Source organism: Flavobacterium ponti (genome assembly GCF_042652765.1).
Classification (GTDB): Bacteria; Bacteroidota; Bacteroidia; order Flavobacteriales; family Flavobacteriaceae; genus Flavobacterium; species Flavobacterium ponti.
Genome location: NZ_JBHSGW010000001.1, coordinates 119,688 through 144,708 on the forward strand (window position 1 = coordinate 119,688; position 25,021 = coordinate 144,708).

Annotated in this window: 19 protein-coding genes; 12 read left to right on the top strand and 7 right to left on the bottom strand. The window is 30.1% G+C overall.

Annotation, left to right across the window (positions count from 1 at the left end; all coding sequences use genetic code 11):
* Window positions 1-23: 23 nt before the first annotated feature.
* Genes ACFO3U_RS00490 through ACFO3U_RS00505 form a run of 4 tightly spaced genes read left to right on the top strand, consistent with a single transcriptional unit; the run spans window position 24 to window position 4,748 of the window.
* Window positions 24-2,360, top strand: coding sequence for a S9 family peptidase (locus ACFO3U_RS00490; protein ID WP_379737387.1), 2,337 nt, complete (start codon window positions 24-26; stop codon window positions 2,358-2,360).
* Entirely contained in the window at window positions 2,360-2,785 is a 426-nt protein-coding gene (locus ACFO3U_RS00495; protein ID WP_379737388.1) for a GNAT family N-acetyltransferase, read from the top strand. Before ACFO3U_RS00490 ends, ACFO3U_RS00495 begins: the two co-directional genes overlap by 1 nt.
* 2 nt (window positions 2,786-2,787) lie before the next feature.
* Window positions 2,788-3,249, top strand: coding sequence for a hypothetical protein (locus ACFO3U_RS00500; RefSeq protein WP_379737390.1), 462 nt, complete (start codon window positions 2,788-2,790; stop codon window positions 3,247-3,249).
* A gap of 32 nt (window positions 3,250-3,281) precedes the next feature.
* A complete protein-coding gene (locus ACFO3U_RS00505; RefSeq protein ID WP_379737392.1) occupies window positions 3,282-4,748 on the top strand; it encodes an oligosaccharide flippase family protein in 1,467 nt (488 codons plus the stop codon).
* 60 nt (window positions 4,749-4,808) lie between these two features.
* Here the strand turns inward: ACFO3U_RS00505 and ACFO3U_RS00510 are convergent, their stop codons facing one another.
* The 5 genes from ACFO3U_RS00510 to ACFO3U_RS00530 all read right to left on the bottom strand — a co-directional run bounded on the left by ACFO3U_RS00510 (window position 4,809) and on the right by ACFO3U_RS00530 (window position 13,697).
* Window positions 4,809-9,617, bottom strand: a complete 4,809-nt coding sequence (locus tag ACFO3U_RS00510) for a DNA repair ATPase (protein ID WP_379737393.1) — start codon at window positions 9,615-9,617, stop codon at window positions 4,809-4,811.
* 145 nt (window positions 9,618-9,762) lie between these two features.
* A complete protein-coding gene (locus ACFO3U_RS00515) occupies window positions 9,763-11,775 on the bottom strand; it encodes a flotillin family protein (protein ID WP_379737395.1) in 2,013 nt (670 codons plus the stop codon).
* Window positions 11,776-11,816: 41 nt separating this feature from the next.
* Window positions 11,817-12,467 (bottom strand): hypothetical protein, encoded by a 651-nt coding sequence (locus ACFO3U_RS00520; protein ID WP_379737397.1) that lies wholly within the window; start codon window positions 12,465-12,467, stop codon window positions 11,817-11,819.
* A gap of 2 nt (window positions 12,468-12,469) precedes the next feature.
* A complete protein-coding gene (locus ACFO3U_RS00525; RefSeq protein ID WP_379737399.1) occupies window positions 12,470-13,171 on the bottom strand; it encodes a PspA/IM30 family protein in 702 nt (233 codons plus the stop codon).
* Window positions 13,172-13,298: 127 nt separating this feature from the next.
* Complete coding sequence (locus tag ACFO3U_RS00530; protein ID WP_379737401.1) at window positions 13,299-13,697, bottom strand: type III secretion system chaperone family protein; 399 nt, start codon at window positions 13,695-13,697, stop codon at window positions 13,299-13,301.
* A gap of 115 nt (window positions 13,698-13,812) precedes the next feature.
* Here ACFO3U_RS00530 and ACFO3U_RS00535 point away from each other — a divergent pair, with 115 nt between their 5' ends.
* The 6 genes from ACFO3U_RS00535 to ACFO3U_RS00560 all read left to right on the top strand — a co-directional run bounded on the left by ACFO3U_RS00535 (window position 13,813) and on the right by ACFO3U_RS00560 (window position 19,485).
* The gene (locus tag ACFO3U_RS00535) at window positions 13,813-14,424 is read left to right on the top strand and encodes a helix-turn-helix domain-containing protein (protein ID WP_379737403.1); all 612 of its coding nucleotides are present in this window, start codon (window positions 13,813-13,815) and stop codon (window positions 14,422-14,424) included.
* 133 nt (window positions 14,425-14,557) lie between these two features.
* Complete coding sequence (dut, locus tag ACFO3U_RS00540) at window positions 14,558-14,992, top strand: dUTP diphosphatase (RefSeq protein WP_379737405.1); 435 nt, start codon at window positions 14,558-14,560, stop codon at window positions 14,990-14,992.
* Window positions 14,993-15,062: 70 nt separating this feature from the next.
* Entirely contained in the window at window positions 15,063-16,073 is a 1,011-nt protein-coding gene (locus tag ACFO3U_RS00545) for a sugar phosphate nucleotidyltransferase (RefSeq protein WP_379737407.1), read from the top strand.
* An 11-nt stretch (window positions 16,074-16,084) separates the two neighbouring features.
* Window positions 16,085-17,425, top strand: a complete 1,341-nt coding sequence (locus tag ACFO3U_RS00550; protein ID WP_379737409.1) for a tetratricopeptide repeat protein — start codon at window positions 16,085-16,087, stop codon at window positions 17,423-17,425.
* 2 nt (window positions 17,426-17,427) lie between these two features.
* A complete protein-coding gene (gene lolB1, locus ACFO3U_RS00555) occupies window positions 17,428-18,201 on the top strand; it encodes a lipoprotein insertase outer membrane protein LolB1 (protein ID WP_379737410.1) in 774 nt (257 codons plus the stop codon).
* A 3-nt stretch (window positions 18,202-18,204) separates the two neighbouring features.
* A complete protein-coding gene (locus ACFO3U_RS00560) occupies window positions 18,205-19,485 on the top strand; it encodes a murein hydrolase activator EnvC family protein (protein WP_379737412.1) in 1,281 nt (426 codons plus the stop codon).
* 89 nt (window positions 19,486-19,574) lie between these two features.
* Here the strand turns inward: ACFO3U_RS00560 and ACFO3U_RS00565 are convergent, their stop codons facing one another.
* Together ACFO3U_RS00565 and ACFO3U_RS00570 are read right to left on the bottom strand one after the other, a co-directional pair.
* On the bottom strand, window positions 19,575-20,087 hold the full coding sequence (locus tag ACFO3U_RS00565; RefSeq protein ID WP_379737414.1) for an acyl-CoA thioesterase: 513 nt from the start codon (window positions 20,085-20,087) through the stop codon (window positions 19,575-19,577).
* 63 nt (window positions 20,088-20,150) lie between these two features.
* On the bottom strand, window positions 20,151-21,089 hold the full coding sequence (locus ACFO3U_RS00570; protein WP_379737416.1) for an HU domain-containing protein: 939 nt from the start codon (window positions 21,087-21,089) through the stop codon (window positions 20,151-20,153).
* A gap of 145 nt (window positions 21,090-21,234) precedes the next feature.
* On the opposite strand from ACFO3U_RS00570, the gene dprA reads away from it, so the two are divergent.
* Both dprA and ACFO3U_RS00580 read left to right on the top strand, forming a co-directional pair.
* Window positions 21,235-22,344 carry a DNA-processing protein DprA gene (gene dprA / locus ACFO3U_RS00575; protein ID WP_379737418.1) on the top strand — a complete coding sequence of 370 codons (1,110 nt, stop codon included), beginning with the start codon at window positions 21,235-21,237 and terminating at the stop codon, window positions 22,342-22,344.
* Between the two features lie 69 nt (window positions 22,345-22,413).
* Window positions 22,414-24,987: a phosphoenolpyruvate carboxylase gene (locus ACFO3U_RS00580; RefSeq protein ID WP_379737419.1), complete on the top strand. Its 2,574-nt coding sequence runs from the start codon at window positions 22,414-22,416 to the stop codon at window positions 24,985-24,987.
* The last annotated feature ends 34 nt before the right edge of the window (window positions 24,988-25,021 follow it).

The window sequence follows — 25,021 nt, forward strand, 5'->3', positions numbered from 1 at the left end:
TTGTTTAAACCAAAAACTATACAATGCAAAAATATATTTTCTTCTTTTTTGTCTTCATTGGATTAAATGTTAATGCTCAAAATCTCCAACTAGAGCAAATTATGAAAGGTGATGAATTTATTGGTAATCAACCCGAAAATCAACGTTGGTCAATAGATGGTTCCACAATTTATTTTGATTGGAATCCAAATAATGAAGTAGGGAATAGCACTTATTATTGGAATTCTTCAGTAAAAGAACCTCAAATTTTAGAAGATTTAGATGCGGAAATAGACGATTCAAACCAAAAAGAATATGAAGTTGTTTATTATACCAAAGCAGGGAATCTATATGCTTACAATAGAAAAAATAAAAGAAGTAAGAAAGTAATTGTTGGTACAGATCGAATTTATAATGTGGAAAGAAGTAATAATCCAGATGTTATTTTTTATCAGCAAAGTCGAAATGTTTTTCAGTTGAATATCAAAGATTTTTCAATAACCCAATTAACCAATTTTAAAACCGGAAGCGAATCCGAAAAAAAGAATCTAACTGAAGATTATCTACAAAAACAACAAGCTGAATTATTCCAATTTGTAAGAGATAACAAAATAAAGGATGATTGGTATGAAGCTAAATATGAAAAAAACAAAGAGGCTTTAATCAAAGAAATCTACTACGGAAAGTCTGCTTTGGAACAACTCAAACCTTCACCTGACGGAAAATTCGTTACATTTAGATTATCAGATTATGAAACTCCAAAGCCAACAAAAGTAGAGCATTTTATTACTGATGATGGTTATACTTCTAACAAAACAGCACGTTCTAAAGTATCCATAGACAATCTCAGCAAACACCAAATGGGAATTTATAGCATTGAAAAAGACACCGTTTATTATGTTTCTTTTTCCAAATTAACTGGAATTATGGATTATCCTGAATATTATCAAGAATATGATGATTTAAAAGATAAAGAAAAGGTTGAAAAAGCAGTGGTAATGGTTAGTCCAATTTACAACAAAACTGGAACAAAAGCAGTTTTTGAATTACGAAGTCAAGACAATAAAGACAGATGGATTGTTCAATTAAACTTAAATTCAGGTGAAATTACAGAATTAGACCATCAACATGATGAAGCTTGGATTGGTGGACCAGGTATTCCAAATTATTCTTTTGGTGGAGGAAGTTTAGGATTTTTAAAAGATAACGAAACGATTTATTTTCAATCAGAAACAACAGGATTTTCGCACTTATATACATTGAATTTGAATTCTAAAAAGAAAATCCAACTCACATCAGGAAACTGGGAAGTTAGAGATGTAAAGCTTTCACAAGATTTAAAAACATTTTACATTACCACAAACACCCATCATCCTGGAAATAGAGAGTTTTATAAATTAGATAGCGAAACCAAAAAAATGACACCCATTTTAACCAATGATGGTGCTTATGAAGTGGAATTATCTCCAAACGAAAAACAACTTTTAATTCGTTATTCGTATAAAAATAAACCTTGGGAATTATATTTAGCAGAGAATAAACCAAATCCAACCCTAAAACAAATTACGTATTCAACCACAAAAGAGTTTGAAGCTTACGAATGGAAAAATCCTAATGTAATAACATTTAAGGCAAAAGACGGAAATTCTGTTTATGCAAGATTATACGAACCAAAAGCAGCAACCAAAAACAAAGCAGCTATCATTTTTGTACATGGAGCAGGTTATTTGCAAAATGCTCATAATTATTGGAGTTCCTATCACAGAGAATTTATGTTTCACAATATGTTAACGGACTTAGGCTACACTGTTTTAGATATTGATTACAGAGGAAGTGATGGATACGGAAGAAATGTTCGAACAGGAATTTACAGACATATGGGTGGTTTAGATTTGTCTGATCAAGTAGATGGAAAAAAATATTTAGTCGAGAATTTAGAAATTGATGCCAATCGAGTTGGAATTTATGGTGGATCTTACGGTGGATTTATAACTTTAATGGCTTTATTAACTGAACCTGGAAAATTTAAAACAGGAGCAGCTTTGCGTTCAGTAACAGATTGGGCACATTATAATCAAGGTTATACAGCTAATATTTTAAATTTCCCAGAAACTGATTCTATTGCTTATAAAAGAAGTTCACCCATTTATTTTGCCGAAAATCTTCAAGATAAATTATTAATGTTACATGGAATGGTTGACGATAACGTGCAATTTCAAGATGTAGTTCGTTTATCGCAACGTTTTATTGAATTAGGGAAAAAAGATTGGGATTTAGCCGTTTTTCCAGTGGAAGCACATGGTTTTAAAGAAACTTATTCATGGGTTGATGAGTACAGAAGAATTTTAGATTTGTTCAATAAAAATTTATTAGAAGAATAATGCAAATTCTTGAATTAACAACCAAAGAAGCCATGTTGGAACAACTTCCAATAATTCAACAATTGTATACCGATTTTACTTTGGAAAAATATGAATCGCTTTTGAGTGAGATGTTACCCATAAATTACAAACAAGTAATTGTTCAAGAAAACAATGAAACTATTGGTTTGGCAGGATTTTGGATTGCCACTAAATTATGGTGTGGAAGATATTTAGAATTGGATAATGTAATAGTTCACCCAAATCACCGTTCTAAAGGTGTTGGTAAAATTATTACAAATTATTTGGTCGAAAAAGCCATTAAAAACAATTGTACAATGGCTGTTTTAGATGTGTATACTGTTAATTTTGCTGCTCAAAAGTTTTATATGAATCATGGATTTGTACCCAAAGGATATCATTTTGTAAAAGATTTAAAAGAATGAAGATGAAAATTTCAGTTGTATTTATTTTGTTCTCAATAGTTTCTTGTTCTTCTTCAAAAGAAGTTTCACCTAATTTATCTGATAACATAGAAAGTGTTTATTACCAAAAATGGATGGCTGGAGTTCAAGGTGGTGGAAGCGGAATAAACTTTCATGTCAATCTAAATTTACCTTTAGAAGAAAATTCTAAATTAGAAAAAGTTCAATTTGATGTATATGAAGTTGCTTTTGAAAAAATTTCAGAAACAGAATATATAGCAAAAATAAACACACATCAAAACGATTTAATTTTAGATGAAAATCCTGAAAAAGAATATGGAAATGAAGCTTCAAAACTGAATTTAAAACCCAATGAAGCAAATTTGATTTTTAGAGTAAACAAAAAAGTAGTTATTAAAAACATCCAAAACGTTAAAGAAAAATCAATGATTGCTTATCCATCGATGGAAAGACAAAAGAATTAATTACTTTTGCTTCAATATAAAAAACCACAGCTTTGAGTGTATATAAAAGTCTTTTTAAACAAACTGCAATTTATGGCTTAGCAACAGTTTTGCCTAGAATGGTTAGCTTTATTTTAGTACCCTTATATACAACTCCAAATGTCCTAAAAAACCCTTCCGAATACGGTGAAATTTCAATAATATTTTCATGGTTAGTTTTATTTAATGTAGTGTTGTCTTATGGAATGGAAACAAGCTTTTTTAGATTTTATTCTAAAGTTGAAGATTCTAAAAGTGTTATAAGTACTTCTACTATATCTATTTTTTGGTCATCAATTGCTTTTTTAATAGTAGCCCTTTTAGGAAGAAACTATTTGGCAGCATTATCAAAAATAAATGTTGAATATATCATTTATACCATTTGGATTTTATTTTTAGATGCATTGGTCATCATTCCATTTTCAAAATTAAGAGCCGAAAAACGACCAATGTTTTACGCAGTAATCAAGATTGGAAATGTATTGATTAATCTGGTTTTAAATTTGTTCTTTTTGTTATGGTTACCCAAATTAGCAGCCAACTCACCAGACAGTTTTATAAGTACAATTTATTTCGAAAATTTTCAAATAGGATACATTTTTGTAGCGAATATCATTGCTAGTTTAGCAACGTTTTTAATGCTTTCTCCAAATTATCTAAAAATGAAATGGCAATTTGACAAGGTACTTTGGAAAAAAATGATGCAATACAGTTTGCCAGTAATGGTTGCAGGAATTGCCTTTGCCATAAACGAAACATTTGATAGAATCCTTTTAGAATGGATGCACGTTGATTTAAGAGAAATTGGTGCTTATTCGGCTTGTTATAAATTAGCTTTATTCATGACCTTATTTGCAACAGCTTTTAGATTGGGAATTGAACCTTTTTTCTTTAGTCATTCTTCTAATGAAAATGCTCCAAAAACATATGCAGAAATCACTAAATATTTTGTGATATTTGGTTCTATAATTCTATTAGTTGTAGTTGTTTTTGCAGATGTTTTAAAAATATTTATAGTAAGAGATTCTTCATTTTGGGAAGCCATGAAAGTGGTTCCATTAATTATTTTAGCTAATCTATTTCTAGGAATTTATAACAATTTATCGGTTTGGTATAAACTAACTGACAAAACCAAAATGGGAATGTACATTTCAATAGTTGGAGCAATAATTACATTAACCTTAAACTTTTTATTAATTCCAATTTGGAGTTATATGGGAAGTGCCATTGCAACCATATCAGCTTATGGAACAATGATGTTCATTTCTTATTATCTTGGAAATAAATATTATCCTATTCCGTATGATATGAAAAAGATATTTGGGTATTTAAGTATTTCTATAGTTCTCTCAGGCTTATCTTTTTATGTACCTATTTTTAGAAGTACATTTATTTTTGGAATTGTTGCCATTTTATTTTTTGCTTACTTTATTTATAAAAACGAAAAGGCTACAATTTTAAAAGTTTTTAAAAGAAAATAAAAAAACCTCATTCATATAATCTGAATAAGAAAATATAAATGAGGTTTTAAAATTTAAATTTTATTTCTTCAACACATCTTTAATCCCATTCAAACCCTCTGAAAATTCAGACAACAACACAATTACTTGTGCCATTCTATCATCGCCACCAACACCTTTTAAAAGTTTATTTTTCACAAAAGTCGTTTTAATTTCTTCCCAACGTTTTTGCTCTTCTTCATTTTGAATTTGCATCAGTTCTTTTAGCTTTAACAAATTAGCTTCTGCACCATTGGTTAGTGTTTGCGATTCGTTTTGATAATGATTCAAAACAATAGCTTCAACTTCTTTTTCCGTTAAAATAGGCTGAATTTTTGCCACTAACTTATTCATATCACGATAAGAACCTTGTAATTTAAAGTTAGGTTCATTGCGATAATCATCAGACATAGCTGCCGATTTTATGTAAAGTGCATTCGCTTTTAAAACTGTATCTCTCACTAAAATAATTTTCAATAAAACTTGTTTAAAGTCTTCTATCTCTTGAGAAGAAAAGTTGCCTTCTAAATCATAATTGGTATCATTTTGTTGAATAGCATCATATAATTTATATAAATTTTGATATGATGGTTGTGTTAAGCGAACCATATATTCATTCGACATTAAAGCATTTTCAATTAAACTCAATTCAAATAAATCACCTCTTGAACCTGAAATATCTCCTAAATTATAAGTATCAGCTCTATTAGCCAACATATCTGGAATTTGAAATTTATCACCACTTTCTGTGTAAGGATTTCCAGCCATAACCAAGCAAAAACGTTTTGAACGTAAGTCATAAGTTTTAGCTTCACCATTATAAATTCCTTCAATTTTTCGTTGTCCATCAGCTAATGAAATAAATTTCTGTAAAAATTCTGGATTACAATGTTGGATGTCATCTAAATACAACATCACATTATCACCCATTTCAAAAGCAAGATTTAATTTTTCTAATTCTTGTCTTGCTCCTGCATTTTTAGCTTCACTTGGATCAGTCGAAGTAATTTCATGACCAATAGAAGGACCATTAATTTTCATAAAAACCAATCCCATTCGGTCAGCTAAATATTCCATTAATGTTGTTTTTCCATAACCTGGAGGCGAAACTAATAACAACATTCCCATTCTGTCAGTTCTCTTGTTTTCACCAATTGACCCTAATTGTTTGGCTAAATTGGCTCCAATTAATGGAAAATATACATCATTAATTAATTTATTTCGTACAAATGAGGTTAACACTTGACTTGTAAATGTGTGTAATTTTACTTCTTTCTTTTTGTTTTCAACCCAATGCTTTTTAAGTTGCTGTAATTCTAAGAAAGCAGGTTTTAGTTTAGAATGAAAATAATCCAATCGAGCCGAAAATTCGTAATAATCTAAAGTATAAGTAAGGTTACTTTCTATAGATTTCAAGCCTGTTATTTCAACAGATGAATTTACTTTTACAATTTGTTTCTTGTGGTAATTCTGTGTCAATATAAAAGCAGTTACTTCTTCCACAAACCTTTGAGATATTGTAATATTTTCATCGATTAAAAATGTTTTTAATGCGTTTTCAACAATGTCATAACAAGCAGAAGGATAATTGTATAAATCTTTTATTTGATTGCTAAAAACAACATCTTTCCCTTTTTCTTTCAAACTTTTAAAAAAGCGTTCGTAAACATCTGCAGCAATTTTTGAAATGGAAAATGCTTTTCGGTTTTCTTTTTTCAAATAAACAGCAGCTCTGTATGCAGAAACATAATCAAAACCATCAAATGAGCTATTAAACTCTTCAATTTTTTGAGACAATCGTTTGTTCAAATACTTAAATTGCTCAGAACTTGAGAACGTTTCTTTCAACAAACTTACAGCATCAAATTGTTTTTCATAAAATTCTTTGTCTTCTTCATTAAGAAAAAACCAAAACAATTGAGCTAATGCTCTTTCTGAAGGAGTGTATTTTAAAACACCTAATTCGTTATTAATTTGTTGCAAATTTTGTAAAATCAACAATGCATCAACATCATGAACACCTTTTACTAATCCTTCTCCAAAATGAGTTGCCATGAATTCTTGCACTCTTTGCAAATTCAACGATTCAGGAACAATACTTTCTTGTTGTAAGAATAGTTCCCAAGCCATGTATTCAAAGCGTTTTACTTTTTGATTTTCCGAAATAAACTCTTGATTCCAAACCTCTTTGTATTGTTCAATTTCTTCAAATTCAACGGGTTGGTAAAAATTTGTTCCTGTTAAATGATAAAAGTATTGTTGGTCTTTTAAAACCAAAGTCAAGTCAAGTTTTTGCTTGTTGACAGCAAATTTATGATCACCAAAAGCAATTACTGCATCACCATCTTCATAAATTTCATTTTTATCTTTTAATTTTCTTACTGATTCTTGTTGGGCTGTTTTAAGTAATGTATTTACTTCTTCAGCTTTATTGGTATCGTTTAAATCTTTTAACTGATTAGCAATGTCACGAACCTTTTCAATCATTAAATCAGATGCAAAATAACCGTTGATTTCGGTTTCTGTTTCAAAGGAAGCTGCTTTATTTTTGACACTTTTTAAAATGCGTTCAGCCGATTGAAACAACATGGTAGTTCGTTTGTTTCTAGTTTCGGTAAGCTGAACACTTTTACTCTGAAAATGACCATAAACTTCTTCACGTTTTTCGCTGATTTGTTGAATAAAATCATCAAAATCAACAAACTTAGCTTCCATTTCTTCTAATTGAATGGATAATTTATTTAAGAAATCATCACATTTTTCAGATGTATTTGCTAATTCTAAAAAGTTGATAACTGTTTGGTCGAAAAGGGTAATTTGTGCTTTAAAATCAGCAGAAAGTTCTTTTCCAGAAATTTGTCTTTTCTTGTTATTTAACTCAATGCGTTGCTGATTGATTTGAGCAAAAATCAAAGAAATATTTTCAATAATTTGAGTTGAATGCGAAGCGTCTTCAATCTTTAAATTATTGACGATGTCTACTAATAATTCTAATTGCAACGCTAATTCGTCAATGTCTTTTTCAAGCGTTTTGGCATCAATGGTTTTTTTAAGATCTGCTATTTGTTTGTTAATCAAAGTCACTTTTTCTTGATAAGGAACTAAAGCATTGTCTTGTAAAAGAAAAGAAACACAAGCATTGGAAAGTTCGTCAGCCCTTTCTTGTAATTGTTTTTCTAAGGATTCAATTAAAACAATATCTGCATATTTTAAATCTTTAGCACTAATTAATTCACCGCGTAAAGCTCTAATTTGAGCTAAAATAGTAATAAATTGATCTAGAGAATTATAAGAAATAACATTTGTATCCGATAAAATATGTTCGCACTTTTCCTTTAAATCAGCTATGGTTTGCGCTGTTTTATTTTTGACTTCTTGTGCTTTTTCAAATTCGTTAATCGCAGCATGTGCAATTTTTCTAATTTCGAGTAAAGGTTCATTTAATTGATGAATTTCCTTTTCAGCCAAGAAATAATAACTGTCTAAAATTATTGTTGCTTGTTTAACAATGTCATTATACAAACCAGAATATGAATCTTTTTTGGACAACAAAATATTCAGCTCTTGACATTCAGCCATTACACGAACTAAATCTTTATTTCCAATTTTGTATAATAAATTTGATTTTAAAGCATCATCAATAGTAACTTCTTTTGTAAAAGGTGTTTGCCAAATTTGAATTAGATGATGTTTTGTTTCTTCGTTAGATTTGAAATAAGCTAATTTTCCATTATCAAACAACGTAAATCCATTACAATTGATTGGAGTTTCTATGGTTTGTTTGATGATATTATATGGAATCAATAAATAATCATGTGATTGCTCATCATAAAAAACAAACATGAAGTTTTCTCCATTAATTCCAAGGATTCTTCGGTTGAAATATACTGGTTTGTCTTCAGAAGCGATTACTTTTATTTCACCCGTTTGCAAAGCATATCCATTGGGATAAATTACACCTTGGTTTTCAGGTAGAAGAATTATTGAGTATTGAAGCGAATCAACACGTGCAACTTTCTTTTCCTTATGGTTATAGATAAAAAAACGTTCAGCTTCTTGATAGGGTTTTATCTTAAAAATAACCAAATTGTTATAGTCGAAATAATGAATTTCAGCATCATCTAATGTTTGATCTTTATGAATAACATCTTCTGCATAAATTCCTTTTCCTGAACTAGTATTGTCTTCAATTTTTATAGTAATATCTCCACCAATAGCTTCTACAAAGACCTTGTCCGCTAATGAAACGTGTGGATGACTTCCAATACGTTGCATGTCTCGCGTTACTTTTGTCCAAGTAAATTCTTGTTGATTGGGATATTTTACTTCTGCAGCACTTCTAGCATCTACAAAAGTTAATGTATCATCTTTTATTAACCATTTAAATGCTTTTATATCGGAAGGGCTATTTGATAATTGAAAAACAAAATATAAATAGTTTTGCGTAAGATGAAAACGAACGAAAATGGTATTTCGGTAATATTTATATAAATTTCTGAACTCTTCTATAAAAGTTTCATCCTCAATAAATTCAATGGATTGTGGTTCAAAACGATTATCTTTTAATAAATAAGCTGAAAAAACATCATTTAAATTTATTTCTGTTCGTAATCCTAAATGCGTGTTGTGTCCAACCAAACATAATCTTCCCAAAGAAAAGATATCTTTTATGTTACAGTTTTGGTCTGTAGAAATACGTTCATTGGCAATAAGTGAAAAATCAACACCTCCAAAAACCTTTTTTCGATCTTCATTTAGAGATTGAATGCGTTGAATTAAATCTTCTTTTTGTTCATCCAATCGATTTTGAATGATTTCGTATGTACCCGTATTTAATTTTTCGTTACTCATTAATTTTCGGTAAAATTTTTAAAAGTCTTTCTTGTAAAAACTTTAATTAGCTTTAAAATGAAGGGAAAGCAATTGGAACTAAAATAATTCCCTACTCAATTGAAGTAGAGAATTATTTTTTAGTTTACAATGTATCTATTAAATTTTACTTCAATGGTTTGTTATCAATACCTAAATGTTTAGCCATATCCATTGCTCTTGATAAGATACCTTGTTCTTTATCATTGGCAACACCTTTTAATTGAAAAATTAAAGAAGCTACACTCAAGTTTTTGATGTCTTCTGATGAAATTTTATATTTCTCAACCATATTCATCACTTTTCCGATAAGATTTTCATCACCATCATGGCTTAATAATGCTTCTTTCACTATTTGAGCATTTTCACTGTGTTGAATGAATTTGTCGATTCCTTTACCAGCAGAAACTTGTCTAACCACATTGTCGAAGAATGAATTATCACCACCAACAATGTCGATATTTGCAGTTTTAAATGCTTCCGCTAATACACTTGCTTGTGCTTGAGCAATGTCTTTTTGTATTGAAATTTGAGCTAATTCTACTTCTTTTTCTTTGGCCAATGTTAATCTAAACTCTTCATGCTCTTTACCAGCATCGTTTAGTTTTTTCATGGCTTCAGCTTTTTCAGTAATTCCTGCAGCTTCAGCAAATGCTTTTTCTTTGATTACTTCAGCTTCGGCCAAACCTTCTTGTTTATTAGCTGCTGCTTTTTTCTCAATTACGTTTGCTTCAACGAATCCTTGTTTTTCCATAGCTTCAGCTTTAGCATGCATTACTTGAGCTTCAGATAAGCCAACAGTAGCTTCTTCTTTTGCTTGAGCTTCCGCGATAATTTTACGAGCATCAGCTTCTTTTTCGGCAGCATCACGTTTTGCTTGTGCTTCAATAACGTATTTTTGAGCATCTTTTTCAGCTGATTGTTTACGAGCTTCAGCAGCGCGAGTTAGAGTGATTAAGTTCTCTTCTGCTTCACGAGAAGCCACAATTAATTGAACTTGTTTCTCTCTTTCTGCACCTTTTAAAGCTTCTACATCTAAAATATTTTGTTGTTCTTCTACAACCGTTTTTTCTTTAACTAAACGTTCACGAATTACATCTTGAATATTTTTCTTTTCAACTTCGACTGCTTTATCTTTTTCAATATCAGCTAATGCTACGACTCTCTCTCTTTCTGTAGCTTCTAACATTCGGTCTTTTTGAACTCTTTCTGTTTCAACTAACTCAGCTCTTTCTTTATTTTTTGCAGCAATAACAACCTGTCTAAGTTTGTTTTCTTCTGCTACTTGAAGTGTTTCTTCAGTTGCAATTCGAACTGATTCTGACTTTAGTCTTTCTTCTTCTGCAACTTTTAAAATTTCTGCGTTTTCTCTAGATTGAATATTTGCAATTTCTCTACGTTGTTGTTCTTCTTTTTCGGCTAATTGCTTTTCTAATTCAAGAATAGTTTCTCTTGCTTCAACATCTTGTTTTTTGATGGTTTTTTCTTCATCTCTACGAACTAAATTGGCTTTAATATTTTGTGTTGCGGTTAGTTCAGTGATTTTTTTGATACCTTCAGAATCTAAAATGTTGTCTTTATTTAGATGCTGTAGAGAAGTTTGTTCTAAATAATCAATCGCACAATCATCTAAAACATAACCATTTAAATCTGTTCCAATGATATTCAGAATTTCTTGACGGAATTCAAGTCGAGCTTCATATAACTCAATGAAATCAAATTTTTTACCAACAGTTTTTAAAGCTTCAGAAAATTTAGCTTCAAATAATTCTCTTAATGTTCCAATGTCAGATGCTCTTTGACAACCAATAGTTTGTCCTACATTAACAATATCATCAACTGATTTATTTACGCGTACAAAGAATGCTACTTGAATATCTGCTCGCATGTTATCTTTGCAAATCAATCCATCTTTTCCTTCTCTGGATATTTCTAATTTTTTTACAGAAATATCCATGTATTCTAAGCGATGAATAACGGGAATTACTACTCCAGCATTAAAAAAGACTTTGGCTCCACCATATCCAGTTCTAAGAAGAACAACTCCTTGAACAGTTTTTTTGTACATGGATAAAACCCAAAATACTAAACCTAAAAAGGCAATTATAATAACTGCAATTGTAACGTAAAATGTAGTCATAAATTTTTTGTTTAATTAAATTAATTTGATGTTAAAGGTATTTAAATTTCGTAAGATTTTTCAACAAAGTAGAATTTTTTATCTGGGTTTTCATCCACAATACAAGCTTTTTCTCCTACTTTTAAAAATGACCCATCTTTGCTTTTCACTAAAAGTTTAATAGGATCTTTATTGATTACTAATTCAAGCATTCCTAATTTGTCGTTTTCAATGGTTGATTTGAGCACACCAACTCTTCCTAAATAATCATAAGCAATTTCTCCTTTATGGTTAATTTCTTTAAAAATTGGTTTTAAAGGCATACTAAGATATTTAGTTAAAAATAAACTCGCTACAAAAGCTGGAACTATTGTTATAAAATACATCCAATAAGGCAAAGCAATATAGTAACTAATATTAACATTTATTAGCCAAGTAAATAATAAGACCAGAGTTATAAAAAAGGTAATAGGTATGATATCCAAATTTAAAAATTTTAAAAATTGAATAAACGATGATGGATCGTTAGGAACTTCAACCATTCCATCAGGAGCGTCAAAGTCAGCATCTACATCTGCATCAAAATCTATATCATAATCTCCTACACCTGTCACCATAGTCATAATCCAATAAAAAACACTTAAAATCAATAAAATTGATAGTATACTATTGGCTGGATTAAAGGAAACTTCTATTAACTCGTCTAAATTCATTATTAGTTAGCGTTGAATTGTTCTTTTAATTTTTGTAATTCACTTTCTGCATGTGCATCTGAAGTGTCAACAGCAGCATTTATTTCTTGATCGATACTTTTTGAAGCATCAGCAATATGACTGTAAGCATCGGCTAAAGCCTCTTGTTGCAACACTTTATCTTTCATTTTTTCTAGCATAGAAATAGTGCTGTCAGAGTCAATTTGAGTCATTTTTTTATTAATATCTTGTGTAGCTTTACTTACCTGTACACGAGCTCTTAATGTTTTTAATTCACCTTCCCATTTAGAAATTGTGGATTTTAAAGTGTTGATGTTTATTTGCATTTTCTCAACATCACTTTCTAACTTTTGACGTTCTCCTTCAGCTATTTGAGCATCTAACAAAGATTGTTCTTTCTTTTTTAATGCTTCTTTAGCTAATCTATCTGCATCTTCAATAGGCATTTCTTCTTTTATACCTTTTTGTACTAAAAGCATAGCCTTGTTCTGATAATCACTAGATTGATTTACCAAAGCTTCTTGTTCATTTTTTCTACGAATGGACAAAGCTTTCACTTGAGCTAAAGCTTGAATACTTTGATCCAATTGTTCTTTCATTTCGCGAATACCTTGTTCGGTCATTTTTATTGGATCTTCTAGGCTTCCAATGGCAGAATGTGCTTCTGCTTTTCCTATTCTAAAAAGTCTTTTAATAATGTTCATAATACATAAAGAATTACAATGTTAATACTACGTTTTTTTTTCGAATTATTTAAAAATCATAAGTAATATTTTAGTTAAAAAACAAACTATATGAAAAATAAAATATACCATATTGATTCTTAGTTTTTTATTTACTAAATGATATCATTTCTGTAGAATACTCACTAATCAATAAACTAAGAGAATTTATAGTTGCGATTAGCTCATTCTGATCTAAGTTTTCTGTTTGTAATGTATCTCTAAAAATTACCTTTTCTCCAGATTCATCTAAAACAAAAGCACCGTGAACAATATCTCTGTTTTTAATCAATAACTGTTTGTGTACTTCTTGCTGATTATTTTTGCAACGAAATAAAAATTGTTCAATAATTAAAATTTGTGGTGCAATTACAATCATCATATTTTTAATTCCTTCGTTTTCTTTTTCAATAATAAAGGACTGATGCTCTTCATTTTCTAGCTGAATGTTGAACTCTAATTCGAGCAGCCAATTCTTTACATTAGAAAACAATTTTAAATGTTCCATAAATTGATGGTTAGGTTAGTTATAATAACAAATGTAAATAAAAAATCTAATATTGCAAATATTTTTAGCAAAAAAATGATAATAACTTTGTATATTTGTAAAAAATAATAGCAAAATGACATATTTTGGAACCAATTTAAAGAAAATAAGACAGATAAAAGGATTAAGTCAACAAGCTTTTGCAGAACTTATTGATTTAAACAGAGGCGTGATTAGCTCATATGAAGAAGGACGTGCCGAACCAAAGATTGAAACTCTTTTACGAATTGCAACTTATTTTGGCATTCCAACCGATGATATTATTTCAAAACCACTTACGGTTAATCAATTATCTAATTTTTCTTTAATTGAAGAAAGTATTTCGGCTATAAATGACGAAAAAGAACCTAAATTACAAGAAATCACTTCTAATGGTGATTTAAAAGATGTTGAAATGCAAAAAATATTTGCACATTTTGATGTTATATATATAGTAGATGAAGATTTAGCAGCAACAAGTATTTATGTAAAAGAGGCTGTTTTGTTTTTAAAAGAAATTAAAAAAGCAGAAATAACCACAAATGACTACCTGATTTTAGAAAAAGGAAAGGTTTCAATTTCAGATATTTTTGTTCCCAATTTAAAAAATTATGAAATTGTCGGTGTTTTAGGAAGTAACTTAAATATGGATCAAAACACAATTTTAAAACGATTAAATTTACTTGAGAAAAAGGTTTTTGGAAAATAATCCATTTTATTTGTTTTAAATCTCTTAACAAAAATCTAAAACCGACTATTTATCTTTATTTTTTTTAACTTTGATGCTTATAATTAAGAAGTAAAAAATTTGAAAATAATTTATTTTCAAGAAAAAAGTTAAAATGAACATCAAAATAATCAACAAATCCCAGCATTCACTACCTAATTACGAAACAATTGCTTCAGCCGGAATGGATTTGCGTGCTAATATAACAGAACCAATTTCCCTAAATTCTTTAGAAAGAACCATAGTAAAAACAGGACTTTTCATTGAATTACCAATTGGTTATGAAGCACAAGTTAGACCAAGAAGTGGTTTGGCTGCTAAAAAAGGAATCACAGTATTAAATTCACCAGGAACAGTTGATGCAGATTATCGTGGAGAAATCGGTGTAATTTTAGTAAATTTATCAAATGAACCCTTCGTAATTGAAAATGGAGAACGAATTGCTCAATTAATCATAGCCAAACACGAAAGAGCCGAATGGATTGAAGTGGAAGAATTATCTGAAACATCTCGTGGAGAAGGTGGTTTTGGTAGCACAGGAGTTAAATAGTAATCAGTATTAAGTAATTAGTTGGCAGTTTTGTCTTACTACTTAATACTCAAATCTTAATACAAAACACATGAAAATAATAGTACCAATGGCAGGTCGTGGTTCACGTCTTCGTCCACATACATTAACAGTTCCAAAACCATTAATTCCTGTTGCAGGTAAACCTATCGTTCACAGATTAGTGGAAGATATTGCAGGAGTTTTAAACCAAGATATTGAAGAAGTAGCATTTATCATTCACGAAAGTTTTGGTAAAAAAGTGGAAGATGAATTAATTGCAATTGCTCAAAAATTAGGAGCAAAAGGAACAATTTATTATCAAAATGAAGCCCTTGGAACTGGACATGCAATTATGTGTGCTAAAGATTCGCTTTCTGGACCAGCAGTTATTGCTTATGCAGATACTTTAATTAGAGCAGATTTCGATTTAGACAAAAATGCAGATAGTGTAATTTGGGTAAAACAAGTTGATAAACCAGAAGCTTTTGGAGTTGTAAACCTAAATGATAATGGAGAAATCATTGAACTTGTTGAAAAACCAAAAGAGTTTGTATCCGATTTAGCGGTTATCGGAATATACTATTTCAAAGATGTAGCCGTTCTTAAAAATGAATTGCAATTGGTTATTGATAATAACATCATTCATGGTGGAGAATATCAAATTAATGATGGAATTAAACAAATGATGGTAAAAGGCATGAAATTTGTACCAGGGAAAGTAGATGATTGGATGGATTGTGGAAACAAAGATGTAACTGTTGATACAAACACAAGAATGTTAGGGTTTTTGCACAATGATGGAGATCATTTAATTGATTATGATGTAAAACAAGAAAACTCAACGATAATTCCTCCTTGTTACATTGGTGAAGATGTAGTTTTAATTAACGCTACAGTTGGACCAAATGTATCTTTAGGAAAAGGATGCCACGTGATTGATTCAACGATTAAAAACAGTTTGATTCAAACACATGCTCATATCAAAAATGCCAATTTAGACAATGCTATGATAGGAAATCATGCTTCATTTGATGGTAATTTTACTAGTATTAGTATTGGAGATTATTCGGTTTTAGAATAAAAAATAACTTAATGAATAAATTTATCACATTTTCTATACTTTTTATAGCTTTTGGTTATAACCAAGTATTTTATGCTCAAGATATTCCAAACCCAGAAGAAATTGCTGCGGTTGATGATGCTTTTGAAAATAATTTTTATGATGCTTTAACTCAAAAAGCCATTGAAAATTACGACAGAGCGATAGTTTCTTTGCAAAAATGTTTAGATAAAGATGCCAATAATCCGGTTATTTATAATGAACTTGGTAAAAATTATTTTGCACTAAAACAATACGCTGAAGCACAAAATGCCTTTCAAAAAGCGGTTGATTTAAATCCAAAAGAACGTTGGTATTGGAATGGTTTATATGATGTTTTTTACGAAACCAAAGATTATAACAATGCTATCAGAATTGTAACAAAATTGATTGAATTCAATAAAGATTTTCAAGATGATTTGGTCTCGTTGTACATGTATACCAATCAAAAAGATAAGGCTTTAGCTTTGTTGAAAGATATGGAACAAACGACCAATTTGTCCCAAACCATGGAATATTACAAGTTGCAATTGGAAAGAACTCCAGAAGTTAATAAACCAGAAAAACAAGATTTAGAAAAAGCAATCAAGAAAAATCCATTAGTAGAACAAAATTATATTGATTTAATTTACCAATATTCAGAATCGAACAACGAAGAAAAAGCCTTTGAAGTAGCTAAAAAATTAGCCGAAAACATTCCAAATTCAGATTGGGCTCATGTAAGTTTGGTCAAATTTTATTTGAATAATAATGATGGTGAAAATGCCTCTAATTCTATGTTTAAAGTTTTAGAAAGCAGTAAGATTGACAATAAAATCAAACACAGAGTTTTCAATGAATTCTTAATATTTGCTTCAAATAATCCAGATTTTTCAAGCAATTTAGAGAAAGGAATTACGTTATTAGATGAAGACAGAAGTGTAAATGTAAGTAAAGAAGTAGCAAAATATTTTCTAAAGAAAAACAGATTAGACGAGTCTATTTTCTATTTTGAAAAAAGCATTGCAAACCAACCAGAAGATTTTGAGAGTTTTGAATTTTTAATGCAATTATTAATGCAGAAAAAACAATACGAGAAAGTAGATAAATATGCCAATCAACAATTAGAACTTTATCCTACTCAAGCGAGTTTGTATTATTACTCTGGTGTAGCATTATTAAATTTAAACAAAACTAAAGAAGCTATTTCTAAACTGGAAGAAGGTGTTGATTATGTGGTTGAAAATCCAACATTAGAAAAAGAATTTTACACACAATTAGCTAATTCTTACGAAAAAACAGGAGATTTAAAAAAGAAAGAAATGTATTTATCTAAAATTCAAAACGTAAAATAACAATGAAAAAAGTCTTTCTATTTGTATTTCTTTCTGTGGTATTGGTTTCGTGTAAAACAACACAATTAGCTTCAAACGCTAAAGCATCTAAAGGTGTGAAAGTGGAAGAAATTGTTAAAGGACACAATGATAATTTTAAAGAATTTTCTACGTTAAGTATTAGAACAGATTTAAAGTATCAAGATGTAAAAAACAAGCAATCGATTAGTGCTGATATTCGCATAAAAAAGGATGAAATCATTTGGATTAACATTAAGTTTTTAGGATTTCCTGTTGCTAAAGCTTTGATTACACCAGAAAAAGTAAGCTATTATGAAAAAGTAAACGGAACCTATTTTGAAGGAGACTATATTTTATTAAGCAATTGGTTAGGAACCGAATTAGATTTTCAAAAAGCTCAAAATCTTTTGCTAGGAAAAGTATTAACCGAAATTTCAAAAGAAGAATATGTATCAGAAATTGTAAATAACATGTATCAACTTTCTGAAAAAAAACAAAATAACATTCAAAAACAATATACTTTTGAAGCTGGAAGGTTTTTATTGAAACAAGAAATAATAAAACAGCTCTCAGACAATAAAAATCTAGAGATTAATTATGTTTCACACACACTTGTAGATGATACTGTTTTTCCAAAAGAAATGAGTATCAAAGCAAGTCAAAAAAACGAAGTTTCCATAGATATTGAATATAAAAAAGTAGACATCAATCCAGAGCTAACTTTCCCTTTTTCAATTCCAGATGATTACGAACAAGTTGAGATTAAACAACAATAATAGATGAAGTCAAAAATAGTTATTATAGCATTCCTTTTATGCAGCACATTTAGTTGGGCTCAAACTTCTAAGCAACTAGAATTAGAGGCAAAAAAAGAAAAAATCATTAATGCTATTCTTCAATACAATGGTTTGTTGAATATTGAAAAGAAAAAAGAAAAATCGGTTTTAACAGAAATCAAAGAAAAAGACGCAAGAATTCGTTTGAGTGAAAAACTAATTTCTACTAATGAAACCCAAGTAAAATATATTGCCAACGACATTGCTAAAAATCAAAAATTAATAAAAAGCCTAACCAAAGAGTTAGAAATTTTAAAAGAAGATTATGCAAGTATGATTGTGAAAGCATACAAAAGTCGTTCACAAAGCAGTAGAATTATGTTTGTCTTGTCTTCTCAAAATTTCTATCAAGCTTACAAGCGAATTCAGTACATGAAACAATATGCAGGTTTCAGAAAAGCACAAGCAGAAGAAATTAAGATTAAACAACAAAAACTAAATCAAGCAATTGTAACGCTTCAAGCAAAAAAAGAACAAAGAGAAAAAGTAATTGCTCAAACAGCTAAAGAAAAAGAAGAGTTAGAAAATCAAAAGCAAGAAAAAGAAAAACTGGTTAAGATTATTCAAAAAGACAAAAAGAAATATTCAGCTGAAATTGATAAAAAAGAGAAAGAAAAAAGAGAAGTAGACAGACAAATTAAAAAGACAATTGCAGATGCAATTGCTGCTGCCAATAAAAAAGCCGAAGAAAAAGCAAAAGCTGAAGCTAAAAAGAATAATACTTCTACATCTACAACAAGTACAACAAAAACAACACCAGATGCAAGTGTAAATAGTTCAAAATTCATTCTAACAGCTGAAGGAAAAGTAGACTCAGACAACTTTAAAGCAAACAAAGGAAAACTTCCGTTACCTGTTGAAAAAGGATATATTTCGTTGCCTTATGGTGATCAACCACATCCAATTCATAAAAACCTAACAACACATAATAGTGGTGTTGAAATTACCACACAACCAGGTGCTTATGCAAGAGCCGTTTTTGCTGGAGAAGTTATTCAAGTGCAATCAATTTATGCTAATAATTACGCGGTTTACATCAGACATGGTGATTATATTACTTTGTATATGAATATTGAATCGTTGAGTGTTGCTGTTGGTGATAAAGTTTCAATCAAGCAAAAATTAGGAAAAATACATACCAATTCAGATGGTAAAACAACCATGAAGTTTATTGTAACTCAAAACACAACAACTTTGAATCCTTCTAGTTGGTTGAGTTTGTAATGTCTTCCAAAAATATTTAATTAGAAAACCCTTTTAGAGTTTCAAACTCAAAAAGGGTTCTTTTTTTATAATAAAATAACTTAATTGGACTATTCCATAAACAATGCCTTCAATTCCGTAGCATCATTAGGTTTCATTTTTCCAGCTAATACTAAACTCAATTGTTTTCTTCTCAAAGCACCTTTAAAACGTTCAATTTCTAAATCAGTTTCTGGTATAACTGCTGGAACTTGAACAGGTCTTCCAGAATCATCAACAGCTACAAAAGTATAAATAGCTTCATTGGCTTTTGAACGATTACCACTTTCTCTATCTTCTACCCAAACATCAAGAAAAATTTCCATAGAAGAATTAAATGATCTCGAAATTTTTGCTTCAACAGTCACAACGCTTCCTAAAGCAATAGATTTATTAAAAGCCACATGATTTACACTTGCAGTTACCGTAATTCTTCTACAATGACGTCTTGCAGCAATACTAGCAGCTCTGTCCATACGAGCTAATAATTCACCACCAAATAAATTGTTTAACGGATTTGTTTCACTAGGTAAAACAAGGTCAGTAAGTATAGTTAAGGATTGCGAAGCTTTTCTTGGTTCCATTCTTTTTTTTGGCAAAGATAAAGGAAATTAGCTATTTTGTAATTAAAAAGTTGTTAAGAAAAATTAGTCAATCAATAACCAAGCTTGGTCGTTTGTCGTTTTTCTTAAATTATCTAAAAACAATTTTGCTTCATTGTATTCTAAAAAGCTTTGAAAATACACAGGGTTCATTCCATTGTTACTTTTTGGGCCTAATTCAGCTTTGAAACCTTGCTTAATTAAATCAGTGTAAGCGTTTTTAGCATTTTGTTCATTACTAAAAACACCTGCTACAATATGATAAGGATAGTTTTTTGTATCTTCTTCTATGGCAACATTTACAGCAGGAATAGAAGTGTCAATAAAAAACGTAGCTTCCTGAATTTTATCATGAACTTTATCTTGTACTGATTTCTCAACCATCAAAGTTTGTTGTTCAATTTGATTGTCATAATAATATTTATAACCAACAGTTCCTGCTAAACCAAAAAATAAAACAGCTGCAGCAGCATATTTTAAGTAGGAATAATTCCTTTTCTTTTCAGGAGTGAAAATTATTGGAGCAACTTCTTCTAATTCTTCCACTACTTTTTTCAATTCTTCTCTTTTTACAGTAGGAGAAATGAAATTAGATAGTCCAAAAGAACTTGTTAGATAATTAGTATTGTTGATTGGCTCAAAAAACCAAGTCATTTCACTAGAAAGTTTAATATTTCCAATGTTTTCAATTGACAAAGTTTCTCTGTTTTGTAATTTTTGCATCCAGACAGCAACTTCCTTTGTCAAATTAGAAACAGCTTCTTCGTAAGAAATTTTCTCTGCTAAAGCAATATGATTGGCCAATAAACCATCATTATTCTTAATATTAGCATTGAAAGAAACCACTTTTCTAGGTGGATTGAATGTAACAGCACTACCATTTAGTTGTGCAGACTGAATTTCGGTTAAAAAAGCACCAAAACCAGGAACTGTAACGCATTGGTAACGATACAACAATGAAGAAATGTGACTGTTAATATTCATAAGAGCAAAGAAAAAATTTTAACGCATTAAAGCAAAATTTATCTGACTATATTTATTAACATTCGCTAAATTATTTTACAAAATGTTTATTAACAATGTGTTATAACTTCAAAAAAATATTTATTTTTGAAGCCAATTTATTCATATGAGCCAAACAGAATTATTTTATGCCTTATCCTTACTACAAGTGGAAGGAGTTGGAGATGTCATGGCAAAGAAACTCATCAACCAATGTGGTTCTGCCGAAAACATTTTCAAAGAAAAGAAAGCTACACTTCAAAAAATTGATGGAGTTGGAACTTCTATTCTCAAAAATCTCAAAGATAAATCCATCTTTAATAAAGCTGAAGCCGAATTAAAATTTATCGAACAAGAAGATATCCAGACTTTATATTTTCAAGATAAATTATATCCAGAACGATTGAAACACTGTTTTGATAGTCCTTTAGTTTTGTTTCAATCAGGAAATATTGATCTACAAAACCGAAAAATCATCAGTATTGTTGGAACACGACAAATCACAAGTTACGGAACAGAATTTTGTAAAAAATTACTAGAAGATTTAGCACCTTTAAATCCAATTATCGTGAGTGGTTTTGCTTATGGAGTTGATATTGTAGCCCATCAAACAGCTATGGATTTAGGTTTGCAAACGATTGGAGTTTTAGCACATGGCTTAAACCAAATTTATCCAAAAGTCCACAAAAAGTATGTTGCCAAAATGGAAGAAAATGGTGGTTTTCTAACCGAATTTTGGAGCACTTCAAATCCAGATAAAGAAAATTTTGTAAAAAGAAACCGAATCGTTGCTGGAATGTGCGAAGCTACCATTGTAATTGAAAGTGCAGAAAAAGGAGGTTCTTTAATCACAGCCAATTTAGCCAATGATTATAATAGAGATGTTTTTGCTGTTCCAGGTCGAACTTCTGATAAAATGAGTCAAGGTTGTAATAATTTGATTAAAACCCAAAGAGCCAATCTACTTTCAAGTGCTGCTGATATAGTTTACATCTTAAATTGGGAATTAGAAAACGATAAAAAGGAAACTAAAACCATTCAAAAACAACTCTTCGTTTCTCTTGAACTAGAAGAGCAAAAAGTATATGATTATCTTTTAAACAAAGGGAAAGAAGAAATGGATATCATAGCTTTAGAATGTGATTTTCCAATATTCAGAATTTCATCTATTTTATTAAACATGGAATTAAAAGGAGTCATAAGACCATTACCCGGAAAAAAGTTTGAAGCGATTTAAAAAGCCTTCACATTTTATTAATTCATTTTTAAAAATTAAAATTGTAAATTAGGGTCAAATTTAATTTTCATGTACACCTTACCAAAAATCGAGCGTTTTAATCAAAACGTTGCTTCAAAATATAATATTTACAACAGTGTTTTTATCACTTTACCTTTTGACGAAATAAACAACACTGGTGTTCTCTTGCCTTTATTTGCTGAAGTTTGTGAAAACGGCTTCAAAAACCATCACAGTCCAGAAGAGATTTTTGACACTTTTGTAGCTAAGTATTTAGATAATCCAACTCAAGAGGAAAAGGAATCATTAATGTTTAGGTTTATTCAATATATCGAACGTCAAGTGGTGCTTTTTGATGCGATTGAAGATGCTGCATTTGCTGTGGTCAATAATTTGGAAGGAAAAGGTTCGTTGCGTGACATGAAGGAAAATGCAGAACAAAAAAACAGGCAAGAAGAACTAAAAACTTTTTTAGAAAATTTCAAAATTAGAACAGTTTTAACAGCTCATCCAACGCAATTTTATCCAGGTTCAGTTTTAGGAATTATTACCGATTTGACAGAAGCTATCCGATTAAACGATTTAAATTCCATCAAAGAATTATTGGCTCAATTAGGAAAAACACCTTTTATCAAACAAGAAAAACCAACACCTTATGATGAAGCAGTAAGTCTTATTTGGTATTTGGAAAATGTGTTTTATGAAACAGTTGGAGCAATGATGCAATACATTCAGAAAAACATTTTGGATGGAGAAATGCCTAAAAATGACATTTTAAATTTAGGATTCTGGCCTGGTGGAGATAGAGATGGAAATCCGTTTGTGACTACTGAAATCACATTGAAAGTTGCAGATAGATTAAGAACTTCTATTTTAAAAAGTTATTATTCAGATATTCGAAAACTCAAAAGAAAATTAACTTTTATTGGTGTTGACACTATAATTGCTGATATCGAAAGCAAATTATATCGTTCTGTTTTTTATTCTCAAGGAGAAATTTTCATTTCACTAGAAGAATTGAAAGATAAATTGGAACAAATAAAAATGTTGGTCATAAACAAGCACCAATCGCTTTATATAGATGAAATTGACTTATTGTTGAATAAAATTAATCTATTTGGTTTCCATTTTGCGACTTTAGATATTCGTCAAAACAGTAGAATTCATGCTCGAGTTTTTGAGGCTATTGTTTCCAATGAAAAAACCATTTTTCCAGAAAATTATCAAACACTAACAGAAGAACAAAAACTACAATTTTTATCTAACGTTTCTTCTGATTTAGAAGTAGATGATTTTGAAGATGAAATTGCAAAATCTACAATTGGATCTATAAAAGCCATGAAAACCATTCAAGAAAATAATGGTGAGAAAGCTTGTAATCGTTATATAATTAGTAATAATGAAAGTGCTTTGCATGTTTTTGAAACTTTGAGTATGTTTCATTTATGTGGTTGGCAAAATCCTACCGTTGATATTGTGCCTCTTTTTGAATCGGTTGAAGATTTGGAGAAAGCTGACAAAGTCATGGAACAATTGTATACAAATCCAACCTATGCCAATCATTTGAAACAAAGAGGAAACGAGCAAACCATTATGCTAGGTTTTTCTGACGGAACAAAAGATGGTGGTTATTTGATGGCCAATTGGGGAATTTACAAAGCCAAAGAAGCTCTAACAGCTATTTCTAGAAAATTTGATGTGAAAGTAGTATTTTTTGATGGTCGTGGTGGACCACCTGCTCGTGGTGGTGGAAAAACCAATAAGTTCTACGCTTCACTTGGACCAACAATTGAAAACCAACAAATTCAATTGACGGTTCAAGGACAAACGATTAGTTCTAATTTCGGAACGTTGGATTCTTGTCGTTATAATTTAGAGAATTTATTGAGTGCTGGAGCAAGCAATCAAGTTTTTACTAAAACCGAAAATGAGTTGACTTCAGCGGAAAAAGAAGTTTTGCAAAACCTTTCAGAAATCAGTTATAAAAAATATGTGGATTTTAAGAATCATGAGATGTTTGTGCCTTATTTGGAGCGAATGAGTACGTTGAATTATTATGCAAAAACGAATATTGGAAGTCGTCCATCCAAAAGAAACCAATCGGATAAATTGAATTTTGCGGATTTGAGAGCGATTCCTTTTGTAGGTTCTTGGAGTCAATTGAAACAAAATGTTCCAGGATTTTTTGGAGTTGGAACCGCTTTAAAAACCTATGAAGACAACAATGAGTGGCAAAAAGTTTCCGACTTATACAACAATTCCTTATTCTTTAAAACGTTGATTGAAAACAGTATGATGGCATTGAGCAAATCATTCTTCCCCTTAACTGCTTACATGAAAAATGACAAAGAATTTGGAGATTTTTGGCAATTGATTTACACCGAATTTTTAGAAACCAAACGTTTACTTTTAAAACTATCAGGTTACAAAGAACTAATGGAAAATTATCCAGACGGAAAAGCCTCAGTAGAACTTCGTGAGAAAATTGTTTTACCACTTTTAACCATTCAGCAATATGCTTTATTGAAAATAAAAGAATTAAAAGAAAGCCCAAACCCAGATGAAAAGCAAATTGCTATTTATGAAAAAATAGTAACACGTTCGTTATTTGGAAATATTAATGCTAGTAGGAATTCGGCTTAAAATAAAACATGAACAAAGAGATTCTGAAACAAGT

Bases quoted from the DNA above. Each gene is read 5' to 3' on its own strand.
- ACFO3U_RS00525 (WP_379737399.1), bottom strand. From the start codon at position 13,171: ATGAACATTATTAAAAGACTTTTTAGAATAGGAAAAGCAGAAGCACAT.
- ACFO3U_RS00500 (WP_379737390.1), top strand. From the start codon at position 2,788: ATGAAAATTTCAGTTGTATTTATTTTGTTCTCAATAGTTTCTTGTTCT.
- dut (WP_379737405.1), top strand. From the start codon at position 14,558: ATGAACATCAAAATAATCAACAAATCCCAGCATTCACTACCTAATTAC.
- ACFO3U_RS00570 (WP_379737416.1), bottom strand. From the start codon at position 21,089: ATGAATATTAACAGTCACATTTCTTCATTGTTGTATCGTTACCAATGC.
- ACFO3U_RS00530 (WP_379737401.1), bottom strand. From the start codon at position 13,697: ATGGAACATTTAAAATTGTTTTCTAATGTAAAGAATTGGCTGCTCGAA.
- ACFO3U_RS00545 (WP_379737407.1), top strand. From the start codon at position 15,063: ATGAAAATAATAGTACCAATGGCAGGTCGTGGTTCACGTCTTCGTCCA.
- ACFO3U_RS00535 (WP_379737403.1), top strand. From the start codon at position 13,813: ATGACATATTTTGGAACCAATTTAAAGAAAATAAGACAGATAAAAGGA.
- ACFO3U_RS00565 (WP_379737414.1), bottom strand. From the start codon at position 20,087: ATGGAACCAAGAAAAGCTTCGCAATCCTTAACTATACTTACTGACCTT.
- ACFO3U_RS00515 (WP_379737395.1), bottom strand. From the start codon at position 11,775: ATGACTACATTTTACGTTACAATTGCAGTTATTATAATTGCCTTTTTA.
- lolB1 (WP_379737410.1), top strand. From the start codon at position 17,428: ATGAAAAAAGTCTTTCTATTTGTATTTCTTTCTGTGGTATTGGTTTCG.
- ACFO3U_RS00495 (WP_379737388.1), top strand. From the start codon at position 2,360: ATGCAAATTCTTGAATTAACAACCAAAGAAGCCATGTTGGAACAACTT.
- ACFO3U_RS00580 (WP_379737419.1), top strand. From the start codon at position 22,414: ATGTACACCTTACCAAAAATCGAGCGTTTTAATCAAAACGTTGCTTCA.
- dprA (WP_379737418.1), top strand. From the start codon at position 21,235: ATGAGCCAAACAGAATTATTTTATGCCTTATCCTTACTACAAGTGGAA.
- ACFO3U_RS00560 (WP_379737412.1), top strand. From the start codon at position 18,205: ATGAAGTCAAAAATAGTTATTATAGCATTCCTTTTATGCAGCACATTT.
- ACFO3U_RS00520 (WP_379737397.1), bottom strand. From the start codon at position 12,467: ATGAATTTAGACGAGTTAATAGAAGTTTCCTTTAATCCAGCCAATAGT.
- ACFO3U_RS00510 (WP_379737393.1), bottom strand. From the start codon at position 9,617: ATGAGTAACGAAAAATTAAATACGGGTACATACGAAATCATTCAAAAT.
- ACFO3U_RS00490 (WP_379737387.1), top strand. From the start codon at position 24: ATGCAAAAATATATTTTCTTCTTTTTTGTCTTCATTGGATTAAATGTT.
- ACFO3U_RS00550 (WP_379737409.1), top strand. From the start codon at position 16,085: ATGAATAAATTTATCACATTTTCTATACTTTTTATAGCTTTTGGTTAT.